Origin of the sequence: Neobacillus sp. SAB-20_R2A, assembly GCF_049568635.1 — a bacterium.
Taxonomy (GTDB): domain Bacteria; phylum Bacillota; class Bacilli; order Bacillales; family Cytobacillaceae; genus Neobacillus; species Neobacillus citreus.
This window is the reverse complement of record NZ_CP145895.1, coordinates 2,183,454-2,209,635: the sequence shown is the minus strand read 5'-3', so window position 1 is coordinate 2,209,635 and position 26,182 is coordinate 2,183,454. Positions and strand designations below refer to the sequence as shown.

Genomic DNA, 26,182 nt, shown 5'->3' with positions numbered 1-26,182 from the left:
ATTTAGGGAAGATTAATCAATTCTTTCCTATTAACAATTTTAAAATCACTTGCTATTTCATAGTAGGCAGGTGTTATTTTCTTTAGTTGGTCCATTGTGATTTCATCACTCATTTCCACTAACCAAAGTTGCTGATCTCGAAATTTAAAAACGGCATACTCTGTGATAATGGTATCGACTCTTTTCTTAGCCGTAAGTGGGAACGTGCATTCACGGAGTATTTTTGGCTCACCTTTTTGATTCAAATGTGTCATGGCTGCAATGACCCTTTTGGCCCCGACTACTAAATCCATAGCACCGCCGACCCCTAGAACATCTTTTCCTGGTATTGCCCAACTTGAGATATCACCTTGTTCCGATACTTGCAGTGCCCCAATAACGGTTGTATCGATATGACCACCCCGCATCATTCCAAAAGAGATAGAACTATCAAAAAAGGACACATGAGGCAAAACTGTTATCGGAGCTTTTCCGGCATTAACTAAATCAAGGTCGATTTGATCCGGACTAGGATCCGGTCCCACCCCAAGAATCCCATTCTCCGAGTGGAGCGTCACCAGACCTTGCGGAAGATAATCAGCAACTAGAGTAGGAATACCAATTCCAAGATTGACGATGCCTGATGTTAATTCTTGTGCACAACGCCATGCAATATACTCTTTCATTGATTTTCCCATTACAGCTCCTCCCTTTGAACCACAATATCTACAAATGCAAAAGGAGTGACAATCGATTCTGGATCAAGCTCACCTATTTCAACGATTTCTCCTACTTCAACAATTGTAAGATCAGCTGCCATTGCCATGATTGGATTGAAATTTCGAGCGGACTTCCTATATATGAGATTACCGGCCTTATCTGCTTTATAAGCCTTTATGATGGCAACATCGGCAAATATGGTTTGTTCAAGAACATATTCCCGCCCCTTGAAGGTCCGCGTCTCTTTCCCTATTGCGAGTTCTGTCCCAGCTGCTGTAGGAGTGTAAAAGGCAGGAACTCCTGATCCGCCTAAACGAATCGCTTCTGAAAATGTTCCTTGTGGTAATAATTCGATTTCTATTCGGCCATCCCGATAAGCCTGAACTACCTCTTTATTGGTAGTAAAATACGACCCAATCGCTTTCTTAATCCGGCCTTGTTGAAATAGAACATTCAAATTCGTCTCTTTTGTAATATTGTTGCTAATGATGGTCAGATCTTGAAGTTCCGCTCTATCGATTACTCCTTGCAGTAAATATTCCGGAACCCCTGTTGCACCAAATCCCCCTACTAACATAGTTGCACTCTTTGGAATTTGCTTAATCGCTTCGTCTACTGATAGAAATTGAACATTCGTCTTAATCGGATTCTCCAACTCAGAATGCAAATTTCTTCCCCCTTTTCATTAACAAGACCACTCTGACCTAGAATGGAGAAGTTAGATAATTTTAAAATTTTAGATATTTTAATTTTAAAATAATATATGATTTGAGTCAATCGTATAGATTTTAAAATAATATATGATTTTGACAAATCATATATTATTTATTTAAATCATATATTTTTTATTGACAATATTCTGAAATTTAATTATATTTTCAAATAAGAATAATATTTTCATAGATTAAATAGGAGATGAATCGGAAATGCGATTCAGAGGTATGTGCTTTCGGCAGAATTAAGTGAAGGAGTTGATATATTCTAGTTTTTAACAAACTTTAACTAATAAAAATAAACTGGTTGGCAAAGAGGCTGGCCCATAACATTATTTTACAGACTTTTAATGTCGGTATCAGCAATTATGCATCTTAGATTTTTTGGGCTCTGGACGAATATTTAATAGGGGGCTATATAATGCAAAATGCACAAAAAATTCAGGTAAGCAATGATGGTGTCACGCCTTTTGAGTTAGAAAAACCTAGCAAAGCGGAAATTTTCGGATATGGACTTGGGGATTTCGGCTATATTCTACTATGGACAATAGTAGGTTCATTTTTATCATTTTACTACACTGATGTAGCAGGTATATCGGCTGGTGTGGTTGGTACAATCATGTTATTTGCACGAATTTGGGATGGTGTAAGCGATATTGCCATGGGGGTTGTTGTAGACAAAACGAAATCAAAACATGGCAAGGCACGCCCTTACTTACTTTGGATACCGATCCCTCTCGCGCTTTCAACGATATTTTTATTTACCGTTCCTGATTTCGGAATGAACGGTAAGATTGTGTATGCGCTAATCACTTACAGTCTATTTATATTAATGTATACGATGTTAACAATTCCTTTTAAGACATTGCTTGGGCTAATCACTCAAGATCAATATTCCCGTTCACTGATTGGTGTCGTGGGCGCCCTTTTTATTCAGTTTTCCGCATTGGTTGTAAATGTTTCCACCCAGCCACTTGCTAGTTCAATAGGCGGACAAAAGGGATGGACGATTTCAGTAACTTTATTCAGTGTCATTTCGGTCATTATGCTTTTTCTCACATTTCGCTTCACTAAGGAAAGAGTCCTAGATACTAGTGCCTTAAATAAACAAAAGAAAGCTCCTTTTTCTATCACAATGAAAGCGTTATTAAAAAATAAATATTGGAGATTGGTAACTGCCTTTTGTATTATTTATTACATTCTTCTAGGTCTCGGAGGCTCTGAACTTTATTATGCTTCTTATGTTCTTGGCAGTCCGTCATATTTTTCCATCATCAGTATGGTCAAAACAATACCAGGTCTAATAATTCTTCTCCTCATAAGTCCATTCATCAAACGCTTTGGGAAGCGAAATACTGCCATTTTGGGTGCAGCACTTGTTGTCTTGTCTGCATTGATAAAATTTATTGACCCTTATAGTTTAACTTTCTTTTTGACTGGCAGCATGTTTTACGGTATTGCCAAAGGACTTTTTTCAGCAACGGTTTATGCAATGATTAATGACACCGCAGAGTATGGAGAATGGAAATCAGGAATACGTACAACTGGTCTTGTAAACAGCAGTGCAAGTTTCGGGATGAAAATAGGGACAGGTGTTGGAGCAGCCATGGTTGGCTGGCTACTAGCCTTTGGAGGATATGTTGGGAAGGCTGCCGAACAATCTGAATCGGCCCTTCAAATGATTTTCGTACTAAATATTCATCTTCCCCTTATCATTGGTGTATTTCTACTCATTATCTTATCGATGTATAAACTGGATAAGCTTTATCCAGAGATTATTGCTGATCTTCAAAAGCGTACATAAAAGCAGCTTAAAATAATACAAAAAAAAGTCCCCACTGGGACTTTTTTCTTGGTTTACTGGTACTTACATTACTTTTTACTCTAATTTAAGAATCTGCTAAATATCCATTGACCTTACAATTTCGGTTATTTTGGGAATTACCTCGAGTAAATGTTTTTTTGTCAGTTGTTCAGCTAATTCTCCATCTCGTTTAGAAACCGCCTTCAAAATTTCTTTATGATCATTAAGGGACTTTTGCATTGTCTCTTTATCCTGATAGTAAATTGGATACCTTGCTGCTAGACTAGTTATATCTTTAATCATTTTAACGAGCATTTGATTATTACTGTGTCTATATAAGGAATTATGAAAGGTTTCGTTTATATGAAAATACCCTTTAAAATTTTCCTCTTCACAAATTCCGATTGAATCCTCTATGATAAGTTCCAATTCTTTTATATGAGCATTTGAGATGTGTTCAACAGCAAGTCTTGTTGCTAATGATTCAAGATTGGCACGAATTTCAAAAATTTGCCTTACTTCATCTTCCGTTAAGCTAGTCACTGTTGGCCCTGCATGGGGATGCAATTTAACATATCCTTTTTGGGCAAGTCTCTGCATAACCTCGCGTACTGGAATTTCACTCACATTAAATTCTTTCGCGATTTGTGAAATGACTAATCTTGAACCAGGGCGAAAGACTCCCTTAACAATTTTCTCATGTAATTGTATATATACTTTATCGGTCTTTGTCATAGACATTGTCTTTGCCCTCGCGTTCTATAATAAATACTCGTTTTCAATAATAGAAAAATACTTGTTTTCACAACTATTATACAAAAATTTGTACAAAAGTAATATAGCTGTAATCGGATATTTACAAAGATTAATGAACTAATAAAGACGACTTATTTACTGTTTTTCTTCCAACTGTTTACTAGTTCGATCACCAATATTTGAATCAGTGATAATACAGTGGATCTCTAACACAGGGGCAATTTTGGACAAAGCGCGTTTTGTTTGTATGTTCCTAGAGATACTTATTATTCCCGAAGCAGTTAACACGCCTAATATAACCAAAATACATCCAATAATTTGAAATGCCGCTATTGGTGTTCCGGTGGCAAATGCAATAATCATTGTTACAACAGGAACAAGATTGAAAAATACAGAAGTTTTACTAGCCCCAATCTCCTTCATCCCCTTATTCCACCATAAATAACCCAACACACTTGTAAAGAAAGCCATAAAGGCAATCGCGCCCCATGCTTCAATTGGAATCTTTGATAATGGAACCGGGTTAGGCGAGAAAAAGGAAAGTGCGATTAAACTTATAGCACCAATTATCATTGTATAGGTGGTTGTAGATAGCGGAGTGGCATCCTTAATAAAACGACGGCTTAGTACACCATAAAGGGCCCAACACACGTTTCCAGTTAAGATTATGAAATCTCCTCCTGAAATAGCTAGAGTCCTAATGGTATGAAAGGAACCTTGTGTAATGACTAACATTACACCGAAAAATGCGAGAAATATACTTATTAATTGTTTCCCGGTAATTTTATTCTTTAATATTATTCGAGCAAAAATTGTTGTTAATAAAGGATTTAACCCCATTATTAATGCCCCATTAATGGGAGATGTATATTTTAGGCCTACAAAGAATAAAGCGTTGAATCCAAAAATGCCAATTATCCCGAGAACAATATAAACAGGCGCATTTTTCCTTAATTGGTTGATGTTTATCCCTTCAGTAAAAATTAATATCATGATCATCGCAGCGGCAGCCAAGCCAAATCGCCATGCTGCCGCGGATGTTGGTGAAAAATAGCTGACAGTATATTTTGCTAGATTAAACGTAACCCCCGTAAAAATTGAGAAGCCAAGTAACATCAGGTAGATTCTCATATTTTTCATTTGGCATCATCCTCTTTCAAAAGAGAATAATAGATATCTAATTTTTCTTTTGTCGCTGAAATTACTTCATCCAGCTCCTTTTTTTTCATTTCCATTTTCATTAAATGCCTAGTTAAAATCTCAATTCGGTTATTTAATGACGGGTTGAGTTCTAACGGATTAATATCTGTATTAATTTTTTCCATAACACAGCCGTCTTTCACAAATTCAATCATATCCTCCAAAGACATACCAGTATCCTTTAGGCTTTTTAAGAAAATCATGAATTGAATATCTGATGACGTATAATAACGACTTCCACCACTTTTTCGTTTGGGCGGTGGCAGTAACCCGATTTTTTCATAATACCTTAATGTGTAGGCGCTAATTCCAGATTGATCAGCTACTTCACCAATGGAAAACAATTACATCAACCCTTTCTATATAATTTAAAGCCAGTTTATAACTTAGAGCTAACTCTAAGTCAAGTAAATTTAAGGAAAAATTTTTTATAAAGTGAAATATAAAAATTGTAGTAGGGAATCAAACTTGTTTGGAGTGAACAGACATTTACAATGCCAAGGAGTCATGGATGTATACAAAAGGGTCCAAGAAACAGTAGCTGCCGGAAAACAGCTATGCCTCATGGACCCTCATACCTTTTTAGATTGCCCAATCACCATTCCGGAAGATTGGCACGATCGTACCGTCTTGTTTGATGCCGTCTATATTCATTTGGTTAGAGCCAATCATGAAGTCCACATGAACAGTTGATGTATTCATCCCGTTTTGCTGCAGCTCTTCCTGGCTCATTTTTGTTCCGCCTTCAATCGTCGTCGGGTAGGCCGAGCCGATTGCCAAGTGGTTCGAAGCATTCTCATCAAATAGAGTATTAAAGAAAATAATCCCAGATTGAGAAATCGGTGATGGATCCGGCACAAGTGCAACTTCACCCAGGCCTGTTCCGCCTTCGTTGTCGAATACCAACTTCTTGATGGCATCTCCACCTTTTTCAGCAGTGATATCGACAATTTTCCCGTCTTTAAAATGGACTTCAATTCCTTCAATTAACGTCCCTGCATAGCTTAACGGTTTAGAACTGCGAACTACCCCGTCCATGCGGCGAGTATCAGGAGCCGTGAACACTTCCTCCGTGGGCATGTTGGCGATAAATTCTTCTCCTTTTGGGTTTTGGCTTCCCGCACATGCCCAAATATGGTTTTTCGGCAGGCCGAGCGTTAAATCGGTGCCAGGTGCCGTATAGTGAAGTGCATCAAATTGGATTTCATTTAATTTATCAGCTTTTTCATTCAACTTGTCTTTATGCTCGTCCCAGGCAGCTATCGGGTCTTCTTCGTATACACGGCAGGTTTTAAAAATTTGATCCCAGAGGGCATCAACCTGTTCTTCAGGGGTTGAGAGATCAGGGAATACTTTGGCCGCCCATCCTGCTCCGGCAGCAGCAGCAACTGTCCATTTTAAATCGTCGTTCTGGGTCGCCTTACGTTGGGCATGGAAGGCCTTACCAGCAACCTTTTGATACTCCGCAACTTTAGCAGGGTCGACTTCATTCAACAAGCCCGGATCGCTTGAAAGAACGGAAAGACGGCTGACACGGTGGTTTAATACATGGTCCTCAGATTCCTGAAGTTCATAGTCAGGAATGCTGGTCAATACTTCCACCGGTTGATGCAAGTAATGTTCTTTTGTAATTTCGTCATCGGACCATTTGATAATTACCTTTTCAGCCCCCAGGGCATAAGCCTCTTTCGTGATGTGGCGGGCTAAAGGCGCTTGATCAACGTTAATGGTCATTTTCACCCAATCACCAGGCTGAACATTAATCCCTTTCGCCACTAAAAGCTTTGCATACTTATGTAGGTTTTCTTCAAAGTTAGGCAGCACTATTTATTTACCTCCTGAAATTATTTGTCTCGGTATTATAGTAGCATAATTGGGAGAAAAAGATGCAACGTGGGACTCTACAGCTGTTGGCACGCTGGCATTTTTATTGATTTTTGCTATCAGGTTCTTATTTTTTAAAAATAACTGCAAACTAACAAAAAACTAGGTTGAATTTTTAGGCAGATTTTTTGAATGTTACATAATATCTTGCTACAATATGATTATGTAACATGGATTAAGGAGCGTTTAGCATGGAATATGTTGAAGCATTAAGGGATGTTAAGCAAATCAATGCAATTAAGAAATATTTGAAAAAGCATTCCGAGCGTGATTATCTTCTCTTTGTATTTGGCATTAATACTGGGTTAAAAATTACCGAAATGCTTGAAATTAGGGCGGCCGATGTTTTAGAAAATGATCACACAGCGAAGAATTTTTATCAGTATTCACACCTCGATACTATGAAGGAGGTTTACCTTAACCAAAAGGTCAAAAAAGCCCTCCTCCATTTTGTCCAAACCAACCAACTGGACACGGAAGACTATTTATTCAAATCCAACAAAACAGAAAAGCCTATCACTCGCCAACAAGCCTATCGAATCATTCACCAGGCAGCTGAAGCCATTGGTATTGGGGGGAAAATCGGGACCAATTCAATGAGGAAAACATTTGGATATCATGCGTATAAACGCGGGGTGGCCATCTCTATTCTCCAAAAACATTTCAATCATTCAACCCCGTCTGAAACACTAAAATATCTTGGCATCTCTAAAGAGGAAAAAATTAAAACTGAGATTGATGTAAATCTATAATGTCAAAACCCGCTTAATCCATGAAGCAAATTTTTAGAGGAGGATTCAAAAAATGAACGTTCGCGAAATTGAACTCCCGGGAATTGGGAAAAAATTTGAAGTCATCACCAAAAGCAAGGATAAAATTGTGGTGATTATTCACGATGACGGCAGAAGGGATATTTATTATTTTGATCAAGATGATTACGAGGAGGCAATTGCCAGTACAACATTTGATGATGCCGAAGCACGACAGATAGCTGCAATTATCGGCGGAATGACGTATGCGCCAAAGGCATTGGAAACCATTGAAATGGCCTTTGATGAATTGGTTATAGAATGGTTTAAAGTGCAAGACGGGTCGGAAGCAGCGGACCAAACGATCGGGCAGCTCGATATCCGTCAATCCTATGAAGTCAATATCGTCGCTATCATTAAACAAAAAAATCACAAAGAAATTCATACCCCAGGACCTGAAACACTTTTAGAGGAAGGTGATACCGTGATCGTATCTGGACAGCGGATGCAAGTAAAAATGTTCGTAAAAGAAGTTCTCACAAGAAGGGACGGGTGATACTAGATGACTAACACTTTACTTTTTGAAGTTGGAACAGCTCTGGTCTTGGTTGCATTTACCGCCTTTCTGGCAAACAAATTAAAATTCTCCTTCATCCCATTTCTCATCCTTTTAGGGATGGCACTTGGCCCCCACGCCCCTGAAATTGGTATATTTGATTTCACATTTATTGAAAGCGCAGAAATCATCGAGTTCTTCGGGCGCATTGGTGTTTTGTTTTTATTATTTTATTTAGGAATTGAGTTCTCAGTCGGAAAATTAATACGCTCTGGGCGTTCTATTGTTGTCGGCGGGACCATTTATGTAGCGATGAATTTTTTCCTTGGCCTGATTTACGGGTTTGCTACAGGATTCCCGATAATGGAAACGTTAATCGTTGCCGGACTCCTAAGTGTTTCTTCAACTGCCATTGTGGCAAAAGTGGTTGTTGATTTAAAAAGAACCGCCAATTCCGAAACAGAATTGATTCTAGGAATCATTCTTTTTGATGATATATTCCTGGCGTTATTCCTCTCTGTCATGTCGGGCCTCTTGTTAGGCGGCTCAACTACTATATTAGGTACCATCATATCGGTTCTCATTTCTCTCGGTTACATGCTGCTATTTTTCGTTATCGCCCGTAAAGGTACCCCGGTTCTAAATAAACTGTTAGATATTAAATCGAATGAAATCTTTATCCTCGTCATCTTTGCTTTGCTGTTTTTTGTAGCAGGCTTTTCTGAAAAACTCCATGTTGCTGAAGCGATCGGTGCTTTATTATTGGGTTTGGCCCTTTCAGAAACAAAACATCGGGAACGAATTGAGCAATTGGTTATTCCCTTTAGAGACTTCTTTGGAGCCATCTTTTTCTTCAGTTTCGGTTTAAGCATTGACCCATTTAGCTTAGGCGGGGCCATATGGCTTGCTCTAGGTGCCGTGATTCTCACGATCATTAGTAACTTTGTAGCTGGAATGATTTCCGGGAGAAAAGCAGGTCTATCACACAAAGCTTCCTCCAATATCGGATTGACAATCGTTTCAAGAGGCGAATTTTCGATCATTGTTGCTAATTTGGGACTTGCCGGAGGGCTGATGCCTATTCTCAAACCCTTTACCGCAGTATACGTTTTAATTTTGGCGATCCTCGGACCGTTGCTGGCGAAGGAATCTAAGAATATATACAAATTTTTGAACAAGATATTCAAATGGGAGAACAAGGCAAAGAAACGACTCACCCCTGTCCCACAAAAGTCTGTAGAGGATCAAAACAACACCTTTTAAAGGAGGGCTCATAAAAGTGGGCATCGAGTTAGCAATTGCATTGTTAACATATATCTTATTGGTTGTCATGGCGTATCTTGTCTTTGTCTTATCTAGCGAGAAGGAGGAACGCGGCTCTCTCATTATTAACCAGGCCTATAACTACGCGTTTGCCATACTATCCTTCGGCATTCTTGTCGTCATTGCCTTGGTCAAACTGCCAAATGTCACGTTGAATAATCAAACAAAGACCTACTTAATTTTGGCGAGTAAGTTTATTTCGGTAATTACGCTTGGGGCCAGTGTTTTTATACTGAATAAACAATACAGAAGGTGATGATTAACAGGTTAAATAGGTATCTTTGGTGAAGATGAGATTTCTACTTTTATATTATTGGCTCATGAGGACAGTTTCGCCTTTGAATTTGCGGGACTTGTCTTCATGACTCACTAATGAAAGAATTTACTCTGTAGATCCGAGATGCTGACCCTTTATTTTTACCGTGTACTCACTTTTTAAACTTTTTTGAGCAATATAACTATTCTATTTTTACCTTTGGCATCCTCTCCAACACCTTGCGGGCAATATAACCGCTCTATTTTTACCACTGACCCTCTCTCAACACCTTCTCGGGCAATATAACCGCTCTATTTTTACCGCTGACCCTCTCTCAACACCTTCTCGGGCAATATAACCGCTCTATTTTTACCGCTGACCCTCTCTCAACACCTTCTCGGGCAATATAACCGCTCTATTTTTACCGCTGACCCTCTCTCAAGACCTTCTCGGGCAATATAATCGCTCTATTTTTACCGCTGACCCTCTCTCAACACCTTTTCGGGCAATATAATCGCTCTATTTTCACCGCTGCCACCCTCTTCAACACCTTACCAGGCAATATAACTACTCTATGTATACCATTGGCACCCTCTTCCACCATCCTCGGGGATAACCACGCCCCTTTTTCCCCCACAAAAAAAATCTGCCTCAAACAAATTGCGAGGCAGATTTTTTTAAACTTAAAGATCATTAATAACAATATAAGTTGCTTTCACCGGTCCATGCACTCCAACCACGAGGTTCAGCTCAATATCCGCCGAGTTGCTTGGTCCAGTGATAAAATTGATGCATGACGCGACGCGGCCCGTTTTTTCGTGGATTTCCCGCATTTTTTGAGCGGCCTGCGTCATTCTTGGGACTAACGAGCTCTTTGGAATAAGGACTACCGAAGCAGCAGGTAAAAAGCTTACAGTCCTCCCCTTATTCTCGTCACTAAATAAGACAGCTGTACCAGATTCAGCAAGCGTAACCTCACTGATTGTGATGCCAATATTGGCGTTTTCCGCTTTTGAAATGTTCTCTGCTCCTTTTGCAGGATCCCATTCAAAGACATCAATATTCTGTGATGGCCATTCTGACTTCATTAGGGAATTAAGGCCCCATTCCGTGAATCGCTCATCTCTCCAAGCCACAATTGGACCTCCGCCAAAATCAGCTACCACTCCATTGAGGGTAGAGCCCAAATTGATAAGATCAGTGGTATAAATCGTTGTATGAATCCTTTTACACTGCTCTTTTAACACCTCTAATAATTCATCCTGAGAAGCGTCTTTTAACACCTCATCCTGCGGACGGAATTTCCAGTGAGGGCGCTCAACTGGTGTGGTGATTCTTGAACGGCCAAGCTGTCCGGCAATTTTATTTAAAAATGCATCGCGATTTTGGATTGTACCAGTCATCGTTCTATTTGCCCCCCTTCTCGCGATTTTTAAACCAATCTCTGAATCTCTCTTTATTCGGTGCTGGGAATTCACGAATCTCTGTCCAGGCCTTCAATAGTCCGGGGCCCTTCGAGATTTTGTCCCCGACCGTAAATGGATTCATCGCCGTTGGTGCAATTTTTGAGCCAATTTTATATAAAGTCGGTGACGCTGCTCCTAAACCGAAAGCCTTCATGGCCAGCTTTTCCGAAATAGGTGCTTTGCCTTCCCTTTCCACGATCACTTCACGATGTTTATGAAGCAGGTTATGCAGCGGAATTTTTACAGGACAAACCTCTGTGCAGGCACCGCAAAGTGTCGATGCGTAAGGCAGTTCTTTGTATTCGTCATAACCGCCAAGCAATGGAGACAACACGGCCCCAATCGGTCCAGAATAAATAGAACCGTATGAATGTCCGCCGACATGGCGATAAACTGGACATACGTTAACACAGGCCGCACAGCGAATACATTGCAGGACGGATTGGAATTCCCCGCCTAGAATATTGGAACGGCCGTTGTCCACGATTACCAAATGAAACTCTTCAGGACCATCCACATCCATTTCCTCACGAGGCCCAGTCAACACAGTAATGTAACTAGTTAGTTTCTGCCCGACTGCACTCCTTGTTAATAAAGAAACGAGCACTTCCATTTCCTCGAAGGTAGGAACAATCCTTTCCATTCCCATCACGGTTATTTGCGTTTTTGGCAATGCGGTAACTAAATCCGCATTGCCTTCATTCGTAACTAGAGTAATCGAGCCTGTTTCTGCCACCGCAAAATTACAGCCGGTGATACCAATATCAGCAGAAAGGTATTCCTGGCGCAGCATTTGCCGGGCGTGTCCAGCCAATTCCACTGGTTCAGAGGATTTATTATAACCCAGTTTTTTTTCAAAAACTTCACGGATTTCCTCTCTATTTTTATGTAGAGCAGGAGCAACGATATGGGAAGGGGGATCGTGATCATCCACCTGGAGGATGTATTCGCCAAGGTCTGTTTCAATAACGTCGCAGCCTTCTTCCTCCAGCGCCTGATTTAAGCTGATTTCTTCGGTTACCATCGATTTCGATTTCACGATCTTTTTGGCGTTTTTCCGTTTAGCCACTCCACGAATATATTCAACGGCTTCTTCCTTCGTTTGGGCAAAAAAGACATGACCGCCCCGCTTTGCCACATTTTCACTTAATTGCTCCAAATAATAATCCAAATGCTCAAGAACATGCTGGCGAATTTCTTCGCCGTGTGAGCGCCATTCTTCCCAATTCCCCAGCTCCTCGGCCGCCAGGCGTCTCTTCAGGCCCATTCCGTCCTGGGCACTTGAAACCGCACCGCGCATAAAGTCATTATGGATTCCCTTATCAACACGTTCTTTAAATTGCTCATTGCCAATTTTCATAGCCATCCTAAAATCCCCCCATTTCTATCAATCTTGCAACAACTATTAACGGCTATTCAATACCTCAGCAATATGCAAAACCTTCACTGGTTTTCCTTTTCTATCGATACGGCCGCCGATATTCATGAGGCAGCCGGCATCTGCGCCAATCAAATAATCCGCACCGGTTTCTTCGACGTGGCACACTTTTTCATCGACCATTTGCTCAGAGATTTGTGCCATTTTTACAGAAAAGGTCCCGCCAAAGCCACAGCATTGTTCCTTGCCAGGCAACTCAGTAAAGTTTAAACCTTTTACATGTTTTAATAGAGTCATAGGGGCTTCCTTTACTCCTAGCAATCTCGTCATATGGCAGGAGGTATGATAGGTGGCATTCCCTTCAAATGTGGCCCCGACATCCTCGACCTTCAAAACATCTACAATGAATTGAGTAAGTTCATAGGTTTTATCAGCCAATTTCCTTGCTTTCGGTTCCCAAACAGGGTCGCCTTTAAAAATATGAGGATATTCCTTAAACATAAACGCGCAAGAACCGGAGGGCGATACGACATATTCAGCATCCTCAAACGTTTCAATCATCCGTTTCATGGCTTCCTTCGATTCTTTTACATACCCGCTATTATATGACGGTTGTCCGCAGCAGACTTGTGATTCTGGAAAATCTATCTCGCAGCCAAGCTTCTCGAGCAGTTCAACCGAAGATTTCCCTACATTGCCCTGAAACATATCAACCAGGCAGGTTGCAAATAGACTCACTCTCATTGTTGTATGCCATCCCCTTTATCCGAAAAATTTGTTAAAAATCGGATCTGTTTTTGTTTTATTATAATATATTTCAGTTTATTTTGAATTGTTATATGTGAAATTATTAACCTTATGTCGAAAAAGCCGCCTTAACGATACCGTGGCAGCTCTAATAGTTCTATTATTTTTGAACAATTTTCCCTTTTTCAGTGATAAAGATAGCCTTTCGGTTGTTGTAATCTTCCGTTTGAAAGAAGATTCTCGTAAGAACAGGTAAATGAATTGACTGGAGATAGGTTGCAAGCTTTTTAATATTTTCCATATAGATTTGTTGTTCTTCGGGAGTTTTCAAATACCAATCTTCTGGCAGATTGATAATCAATACACTTTGATAGCCCATATCATAATGAAGGGACCTGTATGTCGGTATATGTGGACCTACGTCCTCACTCAATTGACGGTCGATGATAAAACTGGATTGCTCTAGATGTGGAAACAGTTGGAGAATATATTCTTTGATGGGTTTAGCTTCAGGAGAATTCCACAAAACCGCGGGATACAAATCTTCATATCCTGAATTTGAATCGTGTGAAACAGCTACCTCAAAAACTAACTCAGGATTGCGTTTAGGTGCGGCCTTTGCATAATAGCCAGAACCAAGGCTATTATATTGCATACTTTTAATAGAAAAATCCATTTGATATTTTGCATCCAAATAAGAAAGCATCACCTGCTTTTGCTGGTATTTACCCCAAGGAGTTCCGTTAAAAATCGAATAAATGTAAAATCCTAATACTACAACCAAGCCGAAAAAAATAGTCATAACAATCTTACGAGACTTCATAAATTATCACTCCCTTTTTACCATTTTATTCGAGGCTGATTTCCTTAACAATAAAAAAAAGAAGACCCGACGAGTAGCCGGGTTTCAACTGTACTTTTATCTTTCAATCGCCTTTTGCAATACATAATAATAAAGAGATGATTGATCACTTTTCCTTAAGGATGTTGCCATCCAGCCATTATTAAAGTAATGGGTGAATACCTCCCGCGTCCGTATCCTCCACTCTAAGGCGAGAGACATCCGCTGGATTTTAATTTCCTGAATATTACCCGGAACTGGAACATATAAAAGCTCTGCCTTATTTCCGTAATCAAGGTGGACGGACTCTGGCACAGGAAATCCCAGCTCATCATAGATCACATTTATCAATCGTGGAACGTCACCAGTTTCGTTCACATCAGGGTCCACTTCAGCCTTTTCTTCGGCAATACGCCACTCCACTAGAAACCGGTCGGACGGCATGCCGGCATTAAGAACATCGGGCATATCCCCATAGCAATTTTCAATATATTTCTTACAAACCCCGCCTAACTTGCTTAAATTCAAATATCCGTTTACGGTTTCAAGCGGATCATATGTCCACTCAATATGCTTGTAGCCTTTTTCCAAGGCGACTTCCCGCTGCTTTCGTTTTAATTTTTCGCCAATCCCGATTCTTCTATAATCAGGATGAATCCCCATACTATGTGAGCATAAATAGACGCTCGAGCCGTTAAAGCCTGGAAAGCTGTATTGGAAACCGATTAGTTTTTCATTCAGGAAAGCTCCAATGACCAGCCCTCCGTTTTTTACTACTGCAACGTAATGGTTGACAGGCACGGGATCATCATCTGCCCAAACAATGCGTTCAAGGTTGGTGACTAAAGCCAGTTCCTCGGGGGTAGTTATTGTTCGTAAAGAAATCGGTTCTGTTATTTCTTTCAAAGATTTTCCTGCTTTCTATATATTATTTGCATACCCATAAGTTAATTTTGAGTATACCAAAAAGACTGAGCACGTGTCTCAGCCTTTTTTCATTTCTATTAGCAGGATATGGGATGTTTCATTTGCTTTAATTTGAATATCTTCTTCAACAATTTCCATGGCATCTCTCGTATTTAAAGAAAGATCATTGATTGTTGAGCTTCCTTCGATTTGTACCAAATAGGCTTGTCTTCCTGCACTAACTGGAAAACTGATTACTTTGCCTTCTTCAAGTTCCAATGAATAGATGTTTGCATCCTGGTTTATTTTGATTGGGGCGTCCCCTTCCTTATTTGAAACCATATGAAGCCACTGGTTGTGCCGGTCTTCCCAATTAAATCGGTAATCACCATAATTCGGCTCATGCCCCGCCCTATCTGGGAGAATCCAGATTTGCAAAAATCGTAATGTCTCGCTGCCAAGATTGTGCTCGCTATGGAAGACACCTGTCCCCGCACTCATATATTGGACATGGCCGCGGGTAACCGTATTTTTGTTTCCCATACTGTCTCCATGTGTAAGATCTCCATTCACCACATAAGAAACAATCTCCATTTCTTTATGGGGATGAAGATTAAATCCAGTACCGGGTGCAACCAAGTCGTCATTGATGACTCTCAACTGCCCGAAATGGATATTTTTCGGATTATAGTACTCTGCAAATGAGAAATGGAAAATACTATTTAGCCAGCCTAAATTACTTCTTCCCATTTTTTCGTTATCTAATTTTCTGAGCATATCATTGGTCCTCCTTCATTGTCTCTATTAAAATCTCAATTTAAATCATTTTGAATTCGAGATAATTCTAGTACTTTTCTTAGTGTTTGTCAAACTCGCCAAAATACTCACTTGATTTAAAATGGACGGATATAAAGACCTTCTTATTTTGAAAAAAACTAAATATATTGTCTTATAACCTTCATTAAAGGGGTGTGGACTTTCGTGAAAAAAATAGCTGTTGCCATTATTCATGGGATCGGCAGACAAGACAAGGACTTTGCTTCAGGCATGATTGGCATGCTAAAAAAGAATTTTGCCAAGAAAATAGGAAATTTGGTAACAGACCCTTCTTCCCAGCTGATATTCCAGCCCATACAGTGGTCAGAGGTTTTAGAGGACAGAGAGGAAGAACTTTATGAGAAAATCGTTTTGAACCACAAGTTGGATTATCAAAAACTTCGTCATTTTCTTATTCATTATATGGGAGATGTCATCGCCTATCAGCCTGTGGAGTCAGCAAAGCATAATTACGAAAGAGTCCATGAAAAAATTGCCGAAAATCTTCGTGAGCTTGCTAATAATGCCGGCGGGAATGCCCCATTATGCGTGATTTCCCATAGTTTAGGGTCGGTCATCACGAGTAATTATTTCTATGATTTGCAGTATAAAGAAAATGACGGCACTGTAGATGGGAGTCAATTTTCACCTTTAGAAAATGGGGATACAATCACGCTTTTTTATACATTAGGTACTACCCTTCCATTATGGAGTCTGCGTTATTTTAACTTTGACCAGCCCATCAAAATCCCTTCGCCCAAACTGAAGGAATTCTATCCCGGCTTAAACGGTGAATGGATCAATTTTTATGATAAAGACGATATTCTAGGCTATCCATTACGACCAATCAATGACATTTATAAAAATGCGGTTACTGAGGATAGGCAGGTAAACGTAGGAAATATTTTAACAAGCTGGAACCCTTTGTGCCATATGAGTTATTTTAGAGACAAGGATGTAATTGAAGGAATTGCGGATGGATTGGTTCGGACGTGGAGGCATATAAATAATCGGTAGTTTGTTTTGACTCGTAAATTCACTTTGTTTCATATGTTCGTGCGTTATGTGCCTTTTATAACGACCGGGACTTCTTCTTGTTTCCTCCTTCGGGCGTTATGAACTTCTCATAACGACTGGAACTTACTTTGGCTTCCGCCTTCGGGCGTTATGACCACTTCATAACGACCGGAACTTCTTTTTCCTTCCGTCTTCGGGCGTTATGAACCTTTTTATAACGACCGGGACTTCTTCTTGCTTCCTCCTTCAGGCGTTATGAACCCTTCATAACGACCGGGACTTCTTTTTGCTTCCTCCTTCGGGCGTTATGACCACTTCATAACGACCCGACCTTCTTTTTGCTGCCTCCTTCGGGCGTTATGACCTTTTCATAACGACCGGGACTTCTATTTCCTTCCTCCCTCGGGTGTTATGAGCCTTTCATAACGACCGGGACTTCTACTTTTTTCCTCCTTCAGGTGTTATAAACGTTTTATAACAACCGCAACCTTTATCGATAATGCTTGTTATCGGATAAAACAAATCAAAACTGAAAAAAATAAAAAATAATGTCAACATACAATTAAACAATCGGGGTAATATTCAGATGAATGAAAACCAAATTCAAGCCATTAAAAATCACGCCATTCCACTAAAAGAAATGAATAACTTCCAGCCGTTAATAGAGGAAATCAATCACCAGAAATATGTATTATTAGGAGAATCCTCACACGGGACTTCTGAATTCTATAAGATTCGGGCGGAGCTAACAAAAAGGTTAATCCAAGAAAAAGGATTCACATTTATTGCAGTTGAAGGTGATTGGCCGGCATGCCAACAGGTTAACCGCTATATCAAGGGTTACGATAACGAATATACCAATGCCCGCGAGGTTTTAGCCGCGTTTAACCGCTGGCCGACATGGATGTGGGCAAATGAAGAAATTATTGATTTGATTGAATGGTTAAAGGACTACAATCATAACCTGCCAACAGACCAACGGATTGGCTTTTATGGAGTCGATGTTTATAGCTTATGGGAATCGATGGACGAAATCATTAAATATCTTGAAAAAACAAATTCTTCAAGCGTCGAAGCAGCAAAAAAGGCATTCGCCTGCTTTGAACCCTTTAACCGCGAGGGGCAAATGTACGGCGTATCGGCTTCCTTTTATGCAGAAGACTGCCATGATGAGGTCATTAACCTTCTGACAGATATTGTGACAAACAAAAAGAAATATTCAAGCTCCGAAGAAGGCCAATTAAACCTGGAAGTTAACGCAATCATCACAGCTAACGCCGAAAACTATTACCGGACGATGGTCGTAAATGATAATGAGTCTTGGAATATCCGCGACAGGCATATGGTGGAGGTCATTACCAAAATCGGTTCCTATAATGGTAAAAACGCAAAAGGCATCATTTGGGAGCACAATACACATGTCGGTGACGCACGAGCGACTGACATGGCGGATGAAGGACTTGTGAATGTTGGGCAGCTATTAAGGGAACAGGAAGGACAGGAAAATGTCTATATTGTCGGATTTGGCACCCATCGCGGGACCGTTATTGCAGCAGATTCATGGGGTGTAGATTTTAAAAGAATAATTGTTCCTCCCGCCCAAAAAGGTAGCTGGGAGGACCTGATGCACGAAGCCGGAAATCATGACAAGCTACTTCTTTTCAACGAAACCATTCGGCAGCATTTTTCCAGCAGGATTGGCCACCGTGCAATCGGAGTTGTTTACGATCCAAGGTATGAACACTTTGGAAACTATGTACCATCAGTAATGGCGGAACGATATGACGCCTTTATCTATATATATTCTACAACCGCACTTGAGCCGCTCGCGGTCGAAAGAGTGTTTGTATAGGTTCACTTATTTTTTTGAAACATATGAAGTCTTATCCTTAATTATGTATTCAGTGATATTTAAAATAAGCGGAGGTTTTTCGGTTAAATTCCAGAACAGAGATCGGTTCGGGGTATATAAGCGGAGGTTTTCCGATTAAGCAAAGCAAAAATATGCATTTTGCGTTTTTTTGAGTCAATAGCCGGAAATTTTCCGTCTATTTAAGCTATTTTCAGTGCTATTTCATAATTAAGAGAAATTTCTCCGCTTATTTATCCAACTCGCTTTAGTGGCTAATGAACTTGTACAACTTACGGGTGCTAGTAAAAAAATTCAAGAAAGGCTTAGAGATATTTGCATCTCTAAGCCTTTTTACTATGATGTTTACTACTACAATTATCCTGTAAATTTTATGTAATTTGCTAAATGATTTGGTCTGCAATTTAACGTTTAGCACCTCACAAAAAACCTGTTACACCACGAGCGGCTCTTTATACAGTTGCGATATTATCTTGCCAACCAGCCGCCATCAATCGCCAGGATATGGCCATTCATATAATTAGAGGCGTCACTTGCAAGGAATACTACAACACCCATTAAGTCAGACGGGGCCGCCCAACGTGCGGCCGGGATGCGGGAGAGAATCTCGGCATTGCGCTTTTCATCCGCCCGAATTGGCGCTGTGTTGTCGGTCGCAATATATCCTGGTGCAATCGCATTAATTTGAATATTATATTCTGCCAGTTCGTTAGCAAACGCCTTCGTCAGGCCGGCAACAGCATGTTTGCTGGCTGTATAAGGAGGAACGAACTTGCCTCCCTGGAATGACAGCATGGAGGCAACATTGATAATCTTCCCGGATCTTTGCTCCACCATGACCTTCGCCACTTCTTGACTGAGCAAGTATATGGAATTAAGATTGATTTCCATTACGGCATCCCAATCCTCTTCCTTATACTCGAGGATAGGAGCACGGCGGATAGTACCGGCGTTATTCACCAGAATATCAATCCTGCCATATTCTTTCATACATTCTGCAGCTGCCTGCTTAACTTTTGCCCTGTCGCTTAAGTCCGCCTTGAAAAAGACCGCACGCTGTCCAGTCTCTTCGATTAGCTCCTTTGTTTCATTCCAATCTTCACTGCGAGACACTACAAAAAGATCGGCCCCGGATTTTGCAAGGGCAACGGCGTATGCCTGCCCAAGTCCCTTGTTCCCACCTGTAACGATGGCGACTTTTCCTGCTAGATTGAAAAAATCGAGAGAGAAGGATCTTAGATTATTCGTCATGTCATTAGCCTCGCTTTTTTATATTTTCATACTGCCGTAAAAACTAGCGCAAATCTTCCATTTTCACAAAATCCATGTCAGTGTATGTGATATTCTCACCGCACATACCCCAAATAAATGTATAATTGCTTGTGGCTGTACCTGTATGAATAGACCAGCTAGGAGAAATGGCCGCCTGCTCGTTTTTCAACACTAAGTGTCTTGTTTCATCCGGTTTACCCATAAAGTGGAAAACACGTGTTTCGGGTTCCATATCAAAGTACAGGTAGACTTCCATTCTCCGTTCATGGGTGTGGCATGGCATGGTATTCCAAACACTGCCCGGCGCAAGCATCGTTAACCCCATTTGCAGCTGGCAAGATTCACAAACATTTGGGTGGACATACTGGTGAATTTTCCGTTCATTTAATGTGCCCGGCTCGCCCGTTTCAAGGGGAACAATCTTGTTAATATCAATTTTGACTGTCGGATAGGTATGATGTGCTGGAGTCGAGTTGATATAGAATTTGGCCGGATTGTTTGCATCATTGGAACGGAACAGGACTTCCTTTGTTCCCTTGCCGACATACAGGCCATCTCTTCCCTGCATCTCATATTCCACCCCATCTAGAATAACCGCACCATCGCCGCCGATGTTGATAATTCCCAGCTCACGGCGTTCAAGGAAATACTCCACTCCAAGCTCTTTATCCAATTTGATTGTCAATTCTTGCTCAGCAGGAGTGACCCCTCCAAAAATCATCCGGTCATTATGTGTATAGGTTAAGTGGACCTGCCCAAGCTCAAATAGGGTTTCCACTAAAAACTCCCTTCTTAATTCTTCCGTTGTGTATTTCTTCATATCCTCGGGGTGAATTGCATAACGAGTTTCCATTATTCATTACTCCTTCATGAAAAATTTATTGTTTCAAAACCTGCCGGCCATTTGCCGGCAGGTTTTGTCAAACGCGGATTCTTCCTACTGTTAAGATACTTTGCAAACGTTAACATTTACCGTTTATCTATAGTCTATCAAAACTAGTAATATATGTAAACGTTTATTGTTAACGTTAACATTTTTCGATCATGTCAATAGAAATCCTTGCAAAACAAAAAAGAAGCCACCAAAAAATTGACAGCTCCAAAAAGCTTGATTTCCAAATTAGTTTAAGTACATTCGGAATCCAATGATGATTAGCAATACAGATAACATTTGAAGGACCACTTTACCTGGTATTTTTTGTGACAAAATTACCCCAAGCTGAGCACCAACCATAACGCCCAATCCTCCCCAGATGATCGTCATCCAATCAAAACTGCCATAATAAAGATGCAGAAGAACACCTGCAGATGAGTATATGCATAAGGAAAAGATGGATGTTGCTGTTGCCTGGTGAGTAGAAACATGAAACAAATAAATTAAAATCGGAACCAGCAGCCAGCCCCCGCCAATTCCCAAATAGCTTGAGAGAATCCCCATTATGAAACCTAAAGGAAGCAGCCATTTTGACTGAACAAGGGGAATATCTACTGATTCAATCTCTGCTTTATGTAAAGAAAGACCATCCCTATCTCCTTCTGAAATAGCTAGTTTTCTCTTTAATGTAACCGAGGAATTTTTCATCATTAAAAATATGCCCAGACAAACTAGAATACTCGCAAAAAGAATATAGAAAAAGTTCGAAGAGTATAATTGCAGCAGCCAAAATCCGATGAATGAACCAGGCAATGCTCCAAATGCAAGTGTCATTCCCATCCGATAATTTATCTGTCCTTTTCTGGCATACCCTACAACGCCGGATATTGCATTGATTAGGACAATTACCAAACCTGAACCAGCTGCAACCTCTGGTTTTAAATGAAAAACCATTAATAGCACCGGGACAAAAATAAATCCTCCGCCGGCCCCAACAATGGTTCCGTATCCTCCAGCAATGATTCCAATTAAGAGAAGCAGCAGGCCTGTTGAGATATCCATATTTATGCCTCCTTTAAGAACGAAAACCGGGAATAATAACATATTCCCAGTTTTTTATACTATTTAAATGGTTAGTAAACCTTGGGCATACATTTTCTTCAATTCTTTCTTATCAATCTTTCCAATTGGTGTTAGTGGGAACTGCTCCTGGAAATAAACCACTTTCGGCACCATATACTTTGAAGTGCGCTCCTTACAGAACTGAATAATGTCCTCCTCCGTGCAGTTGCTTCCTGCTCTTAGTGAAACAACGACACAGACCGCCTCGCCCCAATCCGGATGTGGAACACCAATACACGCACTCACGGCAACCGCCGGATGCTGATTGACGACCCGTTCAACCTCAGAGGAATAGACGTTCATGCCCCCGGAAATGATCATATCCTTTTTCCGGTCAACAATATAAAGATATCCATATTCATCCCACTTGCCAATATCTCCCGTGTAGAACCAGCCATCACGAATGGCTTCCTGGGTCTGTTCCGGCCTTTGGTAGTAGCCTACCAACATGGAAGGTGATTTTACGATAATCTCTCCCATTTCGTTTTGTCCCACATCATGCCCATTATCGTCAATTACTCGAACTTCAGTAAACAGGCACGGTTTGCCGCAGCTTTTCAAAACTTCCTGGTTATGGTGATAGGCCCAAAAGTGGGCACTTTTTGATAGCCTGGAAATAACGATATTACACTCTGTCATGCCATATTGCTGGCGCATAATCGGACCAAACACTTCGAAGGCTTCCTTAAGTCGCTTGGGTGAAATGGGTGAAGCACCATAAAAGATATTGCGCATGGAACTGACATCATATTCCATGGTTTTCACCTGGTCGAGAAGTCTGTACAGCATGGTCGGGACCACAAATGTAGTAGTAACCTGATATTTTTTAGTGGCCTTTATAAAATGTTCTGCATCAAAAGCACGCATGACATAAACATGGACCCCGGAAATCAGGGCTCTCCACAGCAGGGAGCCGCCCGCGTGAACGATTGGTGTACTTAGCAGCAGCCGGTCACGGTCATCAATTGGATCCTCTATCGCAGCAGACAGGATGCCCGCAGCCAAACCTGCCTGGGAATGCATGACGCCTTTTGGTGTACCTGTTGTCCCGCCAGTGTAAGAAAGAAGTGCAATATCTTCCCCTGCCGATACGGGGAAATCCAAATCTTTATTTTCCATAGGCCATTCGAATATCATAAATTTTTCTGGATAGTCGACACCAAAGCCCGGAAGCCCGATCACATGAACATTAGGATCATTTTCCTCTTCCAAGTATTCGAGAATGGTCGTAACATGCGGCTTAGTTGCCATGATCACCAATTTCGGTTTGGCTTCCCGCAAAATAAAACCAACTTCCCTTGTTCCCAGCTTTTCGCCGAGCGGGACTAAGGTTGCGCCAAGCCGCTGGACAGCAAGCCCAAAGATAACCGCTTCTAGGCTATTGGAAATAAGGGTAGCGATATGGGTCCCCCTTCTGGCACCTAAATTGTGTAAATAGGTTGAAACATGCTCTATTTTTTCTAACAGCTCCCGATAGGTTAGCGTTTCCTCAGACGGCAGTAATGTGACTGCCGGGAGTTCTGCGAATCTCCTTAATCCCTTAAGGAGCAATGCCTGAAAAGTCGTCTGCTGCATAATAAGTCGTCCCTCCACAAAAATTGAATTAATCCCTCAAAAGTTCCTTGGCAATTGTATTTTTTTGAATTTCCGAAGTTCCGGTCAGGATTCGGTACATTCGCGAGCTTCTGTACATTTTTTCAACCGGGTGCCCTTTCACCAAGCCTTGGGAGCCGAATATTTGAATGGCCTTATCGGCGACACGGTTATTTACTTCTGATGCAAACAGCTTTGCCATGGAAGCCCCTGCCCGCTCTTCTTCGCCCCGGTCGATTTTTTCCACCACATCATAGACCATGCTTCTGGCCGCATAGGTTTCTGTGGCCATTTCCGCAAGCATATGCTGGATTGCTTGAAATTCACCAATTGTTCGTCCGAATTGAACCCTTTTTTTGGCCTGTTCTACTGCTAAATCTAGAAGATGCTGGGCCATTCCTACGAAACTGGCAGCATGAGAGGCGCGATTCGTATTGATTCTCTTTAAGCCCAGCAACAAGCCTCTTCCCGGTGCACCGATAATATTTGCGGCAGGCACCCGACACTGATTGAAAAGTAATTCAGCATGAATCCGTTCTCCTGAAATCGGGACTTGGATGTTTCCGAGTTCAAAACCGTCATTTTGCGGTGTCTTTTTATCAACTAAGAAAGCTGTAATTCTAGGTTTCTCATCTTCTACTAATTCTTTTGCTATGACAATCGCAAAATCAGCATAAGGGGCAGCGCTGATAAAATGCTTTTTCCCTGTTAATATGTAGTCATCTCCAGCTCTTACTGCTGTTGTTTCAATGGCAAACGCATCTGAACCGGCATTAGGTTCTGTCAGCGCGAAACAGCATCCGATATCTCCGGCAACTACGGGAATGACATATTTTTCGATTTGCTCTTTTGTAAAGCTTTCGAGCATCTGGCCAATTCGGAGCGGCCCGCCGATTTCTCCAAGTACCTGGCCCCATAAAACAGCACCGGATCGGGCCAATTCCTCTTTTAACAGACAAAGGCCTTTTAAACTGATATCCTGGCCTCCATATTCCCTTGGCAGATTAATTCCATAGAACCCTAACTCTCTAGATCTTTTTCTGACCCACTTAATCGCCTCCATCGGGATGTCTTCTTCCGCATTTAGGCGCTGCTCTTGTTCATATGTTAGTAATTCATTTTGGATAAACTTGCGTAATTTTTCATGAAGTGTTTTCAAGTCGTCTCCCACAGTCATTAACATTTTCGGTCCCTTCTTTCAGAAAGAATTTTATTTAATATTTTAAATCTTAAATTAATTATATTTATAAATTATTTTTAAGTAAAATAACCATTTATTATATTTACTTAAATAAAAATTATATTAAATTTATAAAAAAAGCCCCCTATTTTTAAATAGGGAACTAGTATTTTAAGGTCGTCGTGTATACTTCAAGACATTTAATAAACTCTTTAGCTGCTTTGGAAAAGTGCTGTTTCTTTGAGCGCACATATCCGAGTTCCATTAAATCATGATGAAAATTCGTCAATGGAATGGGGACGAGCTCACCGCTCAGGTAATAAGGATCACTGTTGATCCCGATTTCATAGGAAAGGGTAATCGCCAAGCCTTCTGCAACTGTTTTCTTAATCACTTCTGTATTATTGGTTAAAAACAAAACATCCAGTTCTCCATATTTTGCGAAAAAATCATCGAGATAAGCTTTCATATTCGGCCCATTGTAAAAAACCAGGGTTTGATCCTGCAGTTCTTGCGGTGTGATACTTTTTTTGCCGGCTAAAGGGGAGTTCCTGCCTACAGTTACAACCACCTTTGCTTCCATCAGTTTGCAAAACTCCAGTTCGTCCTCTTTAGGATTTTCTTTAGGCATATTTAGTAACCCGATGTCTATTTTATTTTGCAGAACATCGTGGATAATTTCTTGGCCGCCTTTTTCATCAATGACAATTCTTACTTCGGGATACTTTTTCTTAAATAAAGCCAACGATTTGGGCAGGACTGTCAGAAACAGGCCCTGTGTAGAGGATAGGCGCAATTCTTTTTCAATTGTGTCCGAATGTGCCTGGGCGCTGTCCTTCATTTCCTCAAGCTTACTCATTACTTCATAGGCTTTTTGAATGATGTCCATGCCTTCCTCAGTCGGAATCGTCCCCAATCTCGACCGTTTGAAGATCTTGATTCCTAATTCTTTTTCAAGGCTCGTAATCGCCATACTGATACCGGCCTGGGAAATATGAAGACTTTCCGAGGCGTTAGAAATCGAACGTGTTTCGGCAACTTTAATGATATATTCCAATTGTTCAATATTCATGGATGATTCCCCTTCTGTTTCTCTTTCTAGAATCATACCGCGAATTGTAAGCCCATTCAATCAAAGAGTTTAAGCATAGCCTGATGGA

At 40.8% G+C, this 26,182-nt stretch carries 24 protein-coding genes and 1 pseudogene; 7 read left to right on the top strand and 18 right to left on the bottom strand.

Going from position 1 to position 26,182, the window contains the following annotated elements:
* Positions 1-2: 2 nt before the first annotated feature.
* Both V5M37_RS10890 and V5M37_RS10885 read right to left on the bottom strand, forming a co-directional pair.
* A complete protein-coding gene (locus tag V5M37_RS10890) occupies positions 3-677 on the bottom strand; it encodes a 3-oxoacid CoA-transferase subunit B (RefSeq protein ID WP_423801937.1) in 675 nt (224 codons plus the stop codon).
* A complete protein-coding gene (locus V5M37_RS10885) occupies positions 677-1,366 on the bottom strand; it encodes a CoA transferase subunit A (protein WP_423801936.1) in 690 nt (229 codons plus the stop codon). Before V5M37_RS10885 ends, V5M37_RS10890 begins: the two co-directional genes overlap by 1 nt.
* Before the next feature lie 467 nt (positions 1,367-1,833).
* On the opposite strand from V5M37_RS10885, the gene V5M37_RS10880 reads away from it, so the two are divergent.
* Positions 1,834-3,216: an MFS transporter gene (locus V5M37_RS10880; RefSeq protein WP_423801935.1), complete on the top strand. Its 1,383-nt coding sequence runs from the start codon at positions 1,834-1,836 to the stop codon at positions 3,214-3,216.
* A gap of 96 nt (positions 3,217-3,312) precedes the next feature.
* On the opposite strand, the gene V5M37_RS10875 is transcribed toward V5M37_RS10880, so the two are convergent.
* The 4 genes and pseudogenes from V5M37_RS10875 to V5M37_RS10860 form a co-directional block, all read right to left on the bottom strand.
* Positions 3,313-3,957 (bottom strand): GntR family transcriptional regulator, encoded by a 645-nt coding sequence (locus V5M37_RS10875; protein WP_423801934.1) that lies wholly within the window; start codon positions 3,955-3,957, stop codon positions 3,313-3,315.
* 267 nt (positions 3,958-4,224) lie between these two features.
* Positions 4,225-5,112, bottom strand: a pseudogene (locus V5M37_RS10870) (DMT family transporter); the annotation flags it as partial.
* Positions 5,109-5,516 carry a MerR family transcriptional regulator gene (locus V5M37_RS10865; RefSeq protein ID WP_423801933.1) on the bottom strand — a complete coding sequence of 136 codons (408 nt, stop codon included), beginning with the start codon at positions 5,514-5,516 and terminating at the stop codon, positions 5,109-5,111. The pseudogene V5M37_RS10870 and the gene V5M37_RS10865, both read right to left, overlap by 4 nt.
* 238 nt (positions 5,517-5,754) lie before the next feature.
* The gene (locus V5M37_RS10860; RefSeq protein WP_423802600.1) at positions 5,755-6,999 is read right to left on the bottom strand and encodes an aminopeptidase; all 1,245 of its coding nucleotides are present in this window, start codon (positions 6,997-6,999) and stop codon (positions 5,755-5,757) included.
* A 248-nt stretch (positions 7,000-7,247) separates the two neighbouring features.
* On the opposite strand from V5M37_RS10860, the gene V5M37_RS10855 reads away from it, so the two are divergent.
* The 4 genes from V5M37_RS10855 to V5M37_RS10840 are packed head-to-tail and all read left to right on the top strand — an operon-like array spanning position 7,248 to position 9,940.
* The gene (locus V5M37_RS10855; protein ID WP_423801932.1) at positions 7,248-7,808 is read left to right on the top strand and encodes a tyrosine-type recombinase/integrase; all 561 of its coding nucleotides are present in this window, start codon (positions 7,248-7,250) and stop codon (positions 7,806-7,808) included.
* Between the two features lie 52 nt (positions 7,809-7,860).
* The gene (locus V5M37_RS10850; RefSeq protein ID WP_423801931.1) at positions 7,861-8,361 is read left to right on the top strand and encodes a cation:proton antiporter regulatory subunit; all 501 of its coding nucleotides are present in this window, start codon (positions 7,861-7,863) and stop codon (positions 8,359-8,361) included.
* Between the two features lie 6 nt (positions 8,362-8,367).
* Positions 8,368-9,624, top strand: coding sequence for a cation:proton antiporter (locus tag V5M37_RS10845; RefSeq protein ID WP_423801930.1), 1,257 nt, complete (start codon positions 8,368-8,370; stop codon positions 9,622-9,624).
* A gap of 16 nt (positions 9,625-9,640) precedes the next feature.
* The gene (locus V5M37_RS10840; protein WP_423801929.1) at positions 9,641-9,940 is read left to right on the top strand and encodes a hypothetical protein; all 300 of its coding nucleotides are present in this window, start codon (positions 9,641-9,643) and stop codon (positions 9,938-9,940) included.
* A 683-nt stretch (positions 9,941-10,623) separates the two neighbouring features.
* Here V5M37_RS10840 and V5M37_RS10835 read toward each other — a convergent pair.
* The 6 genes from V5M37_RS10835 to V5M37_RS10810 all read right to left on the bottom strand — a co-directional run bounded on the left by V5M37_RS10835 (position 10,624) and on the right by V5M37_RS10810 (position 16,055).
* Entirely contained in the window at positions 10,624-11,343 is a 720-nt protein-coding gene (locus V5M37_RS10835; protein WP_423801928.1) for a LutC/YkgG family protein, read from the bottom strand.
* Between the two features lie 4 nt (positions 11,344-11,347).
* On the bottom strand, positions 11,348-12,772 hold the full coding sequence (locus V5M37_RS10830; RefSeq protein ID WP_423801927.1) for a LutB/LldF family L-lactate oxidation iron-sulfur protein: 1,425 nt from the start codon (positions 12,770-12,772) through the stop codon (positions 11,348-11,350).
* A 39-nt stretch (positions 12,773-12,811) separates the two neighbouring features.
* Positions 12,812-13,528 (bottom strand): (Fe-S)-binding protein, encoded by a 717-nt coding sequence (locus tag V5M37_RS10825; protein WP_423801926.1) that lies wholly within the window; start codon positions 13,526-13,528, stop codon positions 12,812-12,814.
* Positions 13,529-13,691: 163 nt separating this feature from the next.
* Positions 13,692-14,354 (bottom strand): hypothetical protein, encoded by a 663-nt coding sequence (locus V5M37_RS10820; protein WP_423801925.1) that lies wholly within the window; start codon positions 14,352-14,354, stop codon positions 13,692-13,694.
* Positions 14,355-14,450: 96 nt separating this feature from the next.
* Positions 14,451-15,278 carry a GNAT family N-acetyltransferase gene (locus tag V5M37_RS10815; RefSeq protein ID WP_423801924.1) on the bottom strand — a complete coding sequence of 276 codons (828 nt, stop codon included), beginning with the start codon at positions 15,276-15,278 and terminating at the stop codon, positions 14,451-14,453.
* 78 nt (positions 15,279-15,356) lie between these two features.
* Positions 15,357-16,055 (bottom strand): pirin family protein, encoded by a 699-nt coding sequence (locus V5M37_RS10810; protein WP_423801923.1) that lies wholly within the window; start codon positions 16,053-16,055, stop codon positions 15,357-15,359.
* A 204-nt stretch (positions 16,056-16,259) separates the two neighbouring features.
* On the opposite strand from V5M37_RS10810, the gene V5M37_RS10805 reads away from it, so the two are divergent.
* The gene (locus tag V5M37_RS10805) at positions 16,260-17,111 is read left to right on the top strand and encodes a chemotaxis protein (RefSeq protein WP_423801922.1); all 852 of its coding nucleotides are present in this window, start codon (positions 16,260-16,262) and stop codon (positions 17,109-17,111) included.
* Between the two features lie 586 nt (positions 17,112-17,697).
* Complete coding sequence (locus V5M37_RS10800) at positions 17,698-18,963, top strand: erythromycin esterase family protein (protein WP_423801921.1); 1,266 nt, start codon at positions 17,698-17,700, stop codon at positions 18,961-18,963.
* A 486-nt stretch (positions 18,964-19,449) separates the two neighbouring features.
* Here the strand turns inward: V5M37_RS10800 and kduD are convergent, their stop codons facing one another.
* The 6 genes from kduD to V5M37_RS10770 all read right to left on the bottom strand — a co-directional run bounded on the left by kduD (position 19,450) and on the right by V5M37_RS10770 (position 26,094).
* Positions 19,450-20,232 carry a 2-dehydro-3-deoxy-D-gluconate 5-dehydrogenase KduD gene (gene kduD, locus V5M37_RS10795; protein ID WP_423801920.1) on the bottom strand — a complete coding sequence of 261 codons (783 nt, stop codon included), beginning with the start codon at positions 20,230-20,232 and terminating at the stop codon, positions 19,450-19,452.
* A 43-nt stretch (positions 20,233-20,275) separates the two neighbouring features.
* Entirely contained in the window at positions 20,276-21,106 is an 831-nt protein-coding gene (gene kduI, locus V5M37_RS10790; protein WP_423801919.1) for a 5-dehydro-4-deoxy-D-glucuronate isomerase, read from the bottom strand.
* 267 nt (positions 21,107-21,373) lie between these two features.
* Entirely contained in the window at positions 21,374-22,189 is an 816-nt protein-coding gene (locus V5M37_RS10785; RefSeq protein ID WP_423801918.1) for a sulfite exporter TauE/SafE family protein, read from the bottom strand.
* 63 nt (positions 22,190-22,252) lie between these two features.
* On the bottom strand, positions 22,253-23,824 hold the full coding sequence (locus V5M37_RS10780; protein WP_423801917.1) for a class I adenylate-forming enzyme family protein: 1,572 nt from the start codon (positions 23,822-23,824) through the stop codon (positions 22,253-22,255).
* Positions 23,825-23,852: 28 nt separating this feature from the next.
* Entirely contained in the window at positions 23,853-25,025 is a 1,173-nt protein-coding gene (locus V5M37_RS10775; protein ID WP_423801916.1) for an acyl-CoA dehydrogenase family protein, read from the bottom strand.
* A 160-nt stretch (positions 25,026-25,185) separates the two neighbouring features.
* Positions 25,186-26,094 (bottom strand): LysR family transcriptional regulator, encoded by a 909-nt coding sequence (locus tag V5M37_RS10770; RefSeq protein WP_423801915.1) that lies wholly within the window; start codon positions 26,092-26,094, stop codon positions 25,186-25,188.
* Between the last annotated feature and the right edge of the window lie 88 nt (positions 26,095-26,182).

Coding starts and splice junctions, on each gene's coding strand:
- V5M37_RS10875 (WP_423801934.1), bottom strand. CDS start 3,957: ATGTCTATGACAAAGACCGATAAAGTATATATACAATTACATGAGAAA.
- V5M37_RS10880 (WP_423801935.1), top strand. CDS start 1,834: ATGCAAAATGCACAAAAAATTCAGGTAAGCAATGATGGTGTCACGCCT.
- kduI (WP_423801919.1), bottom strand. CDS start 21,106: ATGGAAACTCGTTATGCAATTCACCCCGAGGATATGAAGAAATACACA.
- V5M37_RS10825 (WP_423801926.1), bottom strand. CDS start 13,528: ATGAGAGTGAGTCTATTTGCAACCTGCCTGGTTGATATGTTTCAGGGC.
- V5M37_RS10830 (WP_423801927.1), bottom strand. CDS start 12,772: ATGGCTATGAAAATTGGCAATGAGCAATTTAAAGAACGTGTTGATAAG.
- V5M37_RS10835 (WP_423801928.1), bottom strand. CDS start 11,343: ATGACTGGTACAATCCAAAATCGCGATGCATTTTTAAATAAAATTGCC.
- V5M37_RS10770 (WP_423801915.1), bottom strand. CDS start 26,094: ATGAATATTGAACAATTGGAATATATCATTAAAGTTGCCGAAACACGT.
- V5M37_RS10810 (WP_423801923.1), bottom strand. CDS start 16,055: ATGCTCAGAAAATTAGATAACGAAAAAATGGGAAGAAGTAATTTAGGC.
- V5M37_RS10890 (WP_423801937.1), bottom strand. CDS start 677: ATGGGAAAATCAATGAAAGAGTATATTGCATGGCGTTGTGCACAAGAA.
- V5M37_RS10785 (WP_423801918.1), bottom strand. CDS start 22,189: ATGGATATCTCAACAGGCCTGCTGCTTCTCTTAATTGGAATCATTGCT.
- kduD (WP_423801920.1), bottom strand. CDS start 20,232: ATGACGAATAATCTAAGATCCTTCTCTCTCGATTTTTTCAATCTAGCA.
- V5M37_RS10845 (WP_423801930.1), top strand. CDS start 8,368: ATGACTAACACTTTACTTTTTGAAGTTGGAACAGCTCTGGTCTTGGTT.
- V5M37_RS10820 (WP_423801925.1), bottom strand. CDS start 14,354: ATGAAGTCTCGTAAGATTGTTATGACTATTTTTTTCGGCTTGGTTGTA.
- V5M37_RS10775 (WP_423801916.1), bottom strand. CDS start 25,025: ATGTTAATGACTGTGGGAGACGACTTGAAAACACTTCATGAAAAATTA.
- V5M37_RS10855 (WP_423801932.1), top strand. CDS start 7,248: ATGGAATATGTTGAAGCATTAAGGGATGTTAAGCAAATCAATGCAATT.
- V5M37_RS10800 (WP_423801921.1), top strand. CDS start 17,698: ATGAATGAAAACCAAATTCAAGCCATTAAAAATCACGCCATTCCACTA.
- V5M37_RS10850 (WP_423801931.1), top strand. CDS start 7,861: ATGAACGTTCGCGAAATTGAACTCCCGGGAATTGGGAAAAAATTTGAA.
- V5M37_RS10780 (WP_423801917.1), bottom strand. CDS start 23,824: ATGCAGCAGACGACTTTTCAGGCATTGCTCCTTAAGGGATTAAGGAGA.